The sequence below is a fragment of the Buchnera aphidicola (Cinara cuneomaculata) genome (assembly GCF_900698865.1).
GTDB classification, from domain to species: Bacteria; Pseudomonadota; Gammaproteobacteria; order Enterobacterales; family Enterobacteriaceae; genus Buchnera_F; species Buchnera_F aphidicola_AA.
Genome location: NZ_LR217696.1, coordinates 1 through 5997 on the forward strand (window position 1 = coordinate 1; position 5997 = coordinate 5997).

The window sequence follows — 5997 nt, forward strand, 5'->3', positions numbered from 1 at the left end:
TTAAATTCTTAGAAAGACAAAATGAATTATTTAAAAAAAAAATAAACGCAAAATAACATAAAAAAAAAAAAAAAAAAAGACATTATATATTTTATATAGTATATTGTAATTAACAAATTATTCGAAAAATTATAAAAAGGTTAAAAATGAAAAAATCATTCAATATAGCAGTTTTACCTGGTGATGGAATTGGTCCTGAAGTTATGGTAGAAGCATATAAAATTTTAAATATTATTAATAATGAGTTTAACTTTAAAATTAATACTCGTGAATTTGATATTGGTGGAATAGCATTTGATAAATTCGGTACACCTTTACCTAAAAAAACACTAGATGGTTGTATTAAATCTGATGCAATTTTATTTGGATCTGTTGGAGGAAAAAAATGGACATGTCTATCACGTGATAAACAACCTGAAAGAGGTGCTTTATTGCCACTCAGACGATTTTTTAACTTATTTATTAACATTAGACCCATTAAATTAAATAATGATTTAAAACAGCTATCTCCGTTACGATCGGGAATAATAAAAAACGGATTTGATATTTTATGTATTCGTGAATTAATAGGCGGTATATATTTTGGTTTACCAAAAGGAAGGAATACATTTAATAAAAAAAATATTTCTGCTTTTGATACAGAAATTTATTCTACTAAAGAAATTGAAAGAATTGCAAAAATTGCTTTTCAATTATCTTTACAGCGAAATAAACAAGTTTGTTCAATAGATAAAGCTAATGTTTTAGAAAGTTCTTCTTTATGGAGGGAAGTAGTAACCACTGTTTCTAAAAATTTTCCAGATGTTCAATTACGGCATCTGTATGTTGATAATGCAGCCATGCAATTAATAAAAAATCCTAATCAATTTGATGTTATATTATGTTCTAATTTATTTGGAGATATTTTATCAGATGAATGTGCAATGTTAACCGGATCCATTGGGATGTTACCTTCTGCTAGTTTAAATAAAAATTTTTTTGGATTATTTGAACCAGCTGGCGGATCTGCTCCGGATTTGAAAGGTAAAAATTTAGCTAATCCAATTGCTCAAATTCTTTCTTTAGGATTATTGTTTGAATACTCCTTAAATTTACAGCATATTGCTCGATATATTGAATTGTCTGTAATAAAAACTTTACAAAAAGGATATCGCACCTTAGATATTTCTGATGGTAAAAATTATATTAATACAAATCAAATGGGCACTAAAATTGCTAAAACATTATCCGAGATAATAAAAAATGAAAACCACATTATATCAAAAAATATTTAATTCACATTTAATACATCATAAAAAAAATATTACACCAATTATTTATATTGATTTACATTTAATACATGAAGTAACATCTCCTCAAGCATTTACAGGGTTAAAAGAAAAAAATAGAATTGTACGAAGACCAAACCAAACATTTGCCACCATGGATCATAATGTCCCTACTCACTCTAGAGACATTAACAACTCTTCTTATATGGCAAAAAAACAAATGAAAGCTTTAATTCAAAATTGTCAAGATTTTAAAATTTCTTGTTATAGTCTAACAGATATAAATCAAGGTATTGTTCATGTAGTTGCTCCCGAACAAGGCATGACATTACCAGGAATGACAATTGTTTGTGGAGATTCACATACATCAACTCATGGTGCTTTTGGAGCATTAGCATTTGGAATAGGAACTTCAGAAGTAGAACATGTTTTGGCTACTCAGACTTTACCTCAAAATTATATGAAAAATATGCGAATATATATACACGGTAATCAAAAAGAAAACATATATTCTAAAGATATTATCTTAAAAATAATTAATCAAATAGGTACATCTGGAGGTGTAGGATATGTAGTGGAATTTACTGGACCAATTATACAAAATATGAGCATGGAAAGTCGTATGACAATTTGTAACATGGCTATTGAATTAGGTGCGAAATCTGGTCTAATTCAACCGGACAATACTACCTACGAATATTTAAAAAATAAAAATTTTATTCCTAAAAATCGTTCTTGGAAAGAATATACAAAATTTTGGAATCTTTTAAAATCTGGGCCTAAATCTATTTTTGAAAAAGATATATCAATTGATATATCACATTTATCGCCACAAATTACATGGGGGACAAATCCGTCTCAAGTAATTTCTATTAATGACAAAATTCCAAAATTAAAAGATTTTAAAGATAAAAATAAATTAGAAGATGTTAAACGATCTCTAGATTATATGGGATTAAAAGATGGAACAAGTTTAGTTGGTATACCTGTTAATAAAGTTTTTATTGGATCATGTACAAATTCTAGAATTGAAGATTTACGAATAGTTGCTTCAGTTGTTAAAAATAAGATTATCGCAAGTAATGTAGAAGCTTTGATTGTCCCTGGATCGGGGTTAGTAAAAAAACAAGCCGAAAAAGAAGGTTTAGATAAAATTTTTAAAAAATCTGGTTTTCAATGGAGACATGCCGGATGTTCTATGTGTTTAGGTATGAACGAAGATCAATTAAAACCTCAAGAAAGATGCGCATCCACTAGTAATAGAAACTTTGAAGGAAGACAAGGAATTAATGGTCGAACACATCTCATGAGTCCATGGTTAGCTGCACAAACTGCCTTATATGGAAAATTTGTCAATATTAAAAATTTTTCTTCATAAACTTTTAGAGATATTATTACAATAATGCAAAATTTTATAAAACATGTTGGTATCATTGTTCCGTTAGATATATCAAATATAGATACAGATATAATTATTCCGAAACAATTTTTACAGAAAATTGATAGAATTGGATTTGGTAAAAAATTATTTTATAATTGGAGATTTTTAAATTCTTCCAAAGAAGAAAATCCTAATTTTATTTTAAATCAAAAAAATTATCGTGACGCTAGTATTCTTTTAACTCGTAATAATTTTGGGTGCGGTTCTTCTAGAGAACATGCTGTGTGGGCTTTAATAGATTACGGATTTAAAGTAATTATTGCACATAGTTTTTCTGATATTTTTATAAATAATTGTTTAAATAATCGTTTATTATTAATTTCTTTTCCTAAAAAAACAATAGATAAATTGTTTTTTATACTAAAAAAAAAATTACAAATTTTTTGTGTAATAGATTTATTAAAAGAAATAATTAAAATTGATAATTATCACTTTAAATTTAAAATTAATCCTATTAAAAAACAGTCTATTATGTATGGATTTGATCATATCGATCATACTTTAAAACATGAAAAAAAAATAAATTTATATGAAAAAAACAATTCTATGTTTAATTTTTATTAAAAATGATATTTAATAATTTTTAATAAAATATTTTTCCTCATAAAATTTTTAAAAATTTTATGAGGGTTAAAAAACTTATAAATATATTATATTACTTATCTTAAAAGGTTAATTATGAAAAAAAAGATTATTATTTTCGATACAACACTACGTGATGGTGAACAAGCTTTACAAGCAAGTTTAAATTCAAATAAAAAAATACAGATTGCTTTAGCTTTAGAACGTATGGGAGTAGATGTGATTGAAGCGGGTTTTCCTATTTCTTCACCTGGAGAATTTAAATCAATAGAATCTATTTCTAAACTGCTTAAAACAAGTAAAATATGTAGCTTGGCTCGATGTTTAAAAAAAGATATTGATACTGCCGCTCAAGCTATGAAACATGCAGCAGAAAGTAGAATTCATCTTTTCTTAGGAACTTCTAATTTACATATATCTTCTAAGTTAAAAAAAAGTTTTAATGAAATAACAGATATGGCTGTTTCCTCTGTTATAAGAGCTCGCAAATATACAAATGATGTTGAATTTTCTTGTGAAGATGCAGGAAGAACATCATTACATAATTTATATAAAATTATTGAAGCTGTTATTGATGCTGGAGCTACTACCATCAATATCCCTGATACTGTTGGATATACTACTCCGACACAATTTAAAAAAATTATTCAAAATATTTTTGATCATGTTAAAAATATACATAAAGTTATTGTGTCAGTACATTGCCATAATGATCTAGGAATGGCGGTAGGAAACTCTATAAGCGCTGTTGAGGCTGGAGCAAGACAAATTGAAGGAACTATGAATGGTTTAGGTGAAAGAGCAGGAAATGCGGCGTTAGAAGAAGTAATAATGGCATTATATGTACATCAAAATGTGTTAAAAAAATATACTAATATAAATTATAAGGAAATTTATAAAACTAGTAAGATAGTCAGTCAATTTTGTAATATGCCAATTTCTATAAATAAAGCTATTGTAGGAAAAAATGCGTTTTTACATTCATCAGGTGTTCATCAAGATGGTGTCTTAAAAAATAGAAAAAATTATGAAATAATTAATCCAATAAAAATTGGGTTAAATAATTGTAAATTAAATTTAACTTCTAGATCAGGTCGATCAGCTGTAGAACATCGTATGCAAGAAATGGGTTATCATAAAAACGATTATAACTTAAATGAATTATATATTGATTTTTTAAAGTTAGCAGATAAAAAAGGACAAATTTTTGATTACGATTTAGAAGCTTTAGCTTTTTTTAAAAAACAACAAAATACCGAAGAATATTTTAAATTAGAATATTTTGATGTACAATCTAAATTATCAGGATTGTCTGTAGCATCTATTATTTTAATATGCGGTTCTCAAACAAATATTCAAAAAGCTACCACAAGTAATGGACCAGTAGATGCTATTTATCAAGCTTTAAATAAAGCTACTTTATATCCTATTATTTTAAAAAAATTTCATTTAGTAGCAAACGGAGAAGGGAAAGATGCTTTAGGAAAAGTGGATATCGTTGTGCAATATAAATTACGAAATTTTCATGGAGTAGGATTAGCTACTGATATCATTGAAGCATCAGCTCAAGCTATGGTAAATGTATTGAATTATATTTGGAAATCTAATCAAGTTAATAAAGAACTAGAAAAATTAAATAAATAAAAATTTTTACAAAACCCTACAATAGGTTATTTATGTTAGAAAAAAAATATGTATATAATCCATATCCACAATTTATTCAACCTGAAAATCATAAGAAACGTCCAGCGTTTATTAGATATGCAATGAAGCGTGCAGCTACGATTAATATTACTAAAAATAAAATTTATTCATCTATTCGTGAATTTAAAAATCCAATCACAGGACATGTTTTACCTCGAAAAAGACGTTTAAATAAACATCGTGCACGTGCTCTACGTGCTATATCACAAGCCATGCTATATCATTTTAATATTGCATCTACTTTAGTAATGGCTTCTGTTGAAAAATTATCAGATGTGTGTGGATTATCAACATATTCTAGTGTAGGTAATAAATCTATTACAAGAGCTTCTAGATTAATTACAGATTTTATGGAACCAATTGGTTTAATTAGTTGTCAAAAAATATGGGATAAGATTTTAGGAATGTATATTCCTAAAATCATCTGTTTAAAACCGTTATTTTTTATGATGTTTGATATTTCTCAATGCAGACTTAAACAAATTAGAATAAAACAACTACAATGGATAAATAAGCAATTAGTAAAAAAAGGAAAATCTAAAATAACATTTTTTGAAGCCAAACAAAAAGCAAAAGAAAAACATATTCAACGATCATTAAATTATAGACAATATAAACATTATATTAATGAAAATCAAAATAAAGCTATACAAATAACTCAATTAAAAAAAAAATATGCTCGTTCATATATTTTAAATAAACTAGTACAAAAATATTCTATTGAAGAACTATGTAATATAGGATTAGTTAATTTAAAGAAAAAAGTTAATTGTGAATATTTCAAATTAAAACAATTAGCAAAACATTCTATTCCTTAAAAAAAATCTTGTATTTTTTATAAATTATAGTAATTTTATTTAAATATATTTGAACTCAATATATTTTTTAAAAAATTTATATAAACTATATTTATATATGTCATTTTAATATATAATTTTAAAATTTCGAAAATTTTATTTATAAAAATATACTGTTTCTATTTCAAGCTATCATTCATTATCA

At 25.8% G+C, this 5997-nt stretch carries 5 protein-coding genes; all 5 read left to right on the top strand.

The window, feature by feature from the left end; translation table 11 throughout:
* Window positions 1-146: 146 nt before the first annotated feature.
* Window positions 147-1274: a 3-isopropylmalate dehydrogenase gene (gene leuB / locus APCICUMA2628_RS02040; RefSeq protein WP_154027777.1), complete on the top strand. Its 1128-nt coding sequence runs from the start codon at window positions 147-149 to the stop codon at window positions 1272-1274.
* A complete protein-coding gene (gene leuC, locus APCICUMA2628_RS02045) occupies window positions 1243-2646 on the top strand; it encodes a 3-isopropylmalate dehydratase large subunit (protein ID WP_154027779.1) in 1404 nt (467 codons plus the stop codon). Before leuB ends, leuC begins: the two co-directional genes overlap by 32 nt.
* A gap of 24 nt (window positions 2647-2670) precedes the next feature.
* Window positions 2671-3273: a 3-isopropylmalate dehydratase small subunit gene (leuD, locus tag APCICUMA2628_RS02050; RefSeq protein ID WP_154027781.1), complete on the top strand. Its 603-nt coding sequence runs from the start codon at window positions 2671-2673 to the stop codon at window positions 3271-3273.
* Between the two features lie 114 nt (window positions 3274-3387).
* Window positions 3388-4935, top strand: a complete 1548-nt coding sequence (gene leuA, locus APCICUMA2628_RS02055; protein WP_154027783.1) for a 2-isopropylmalate synthase — start codon at window positions 3388-3390, stop codon at window positions 4933-4935.
* A 32-nt stretch (window positions 4936-4967) separates the two neighbouring features.
* Entirely contained in the window at window positions 4968-5813 is an 846-nt protein-coding gene (gene repA / locus APCICUMA2628_RS02060) for a plasmid replication initiator RepA (protein ID WP_154027785.1), read from the top strand.
* The last annotated feature ends 184 nt before the right edge of the window (window positions 5814-5997 follow it).

What these genes read in the sequence shown, in the direction of transcription:
- leuB (WP_154027777.1), top strand. Translation starts at nt 147, where the DNA reads ATGAAAAAATCATTCAATATAGCAGTTTTACCTGGTGATGGAATTGGT.
- leuD (WP_154027781.1), top strand. Translation starts at nt 2,671, where the DNA reads ATGCAAAATTTTATAAAACATGTTGGTATCATTGTTCCGTTAGATATA.
- leuC (WP_154027779.1), top strand. Translation starts at nt 1,243, where the DNA reads ATGAAAACCACATTATATCAAAAAATATTTAATTCACATTTAATACAT.
- leuA (WP_154027783.1), top strand. Translation starts at nt 3,388, where the DNA reads ATGAAAAAAAAGATTATTATTTTCGATACAACACTACGTGATGGTGAA.
- repA (WP_154027785.1), top strand. Translation starts at nt 4,968, where the DNA reads ATGTTAGAAAAAAAATATGTATATAATCCATATCCACAATTTATTCAA.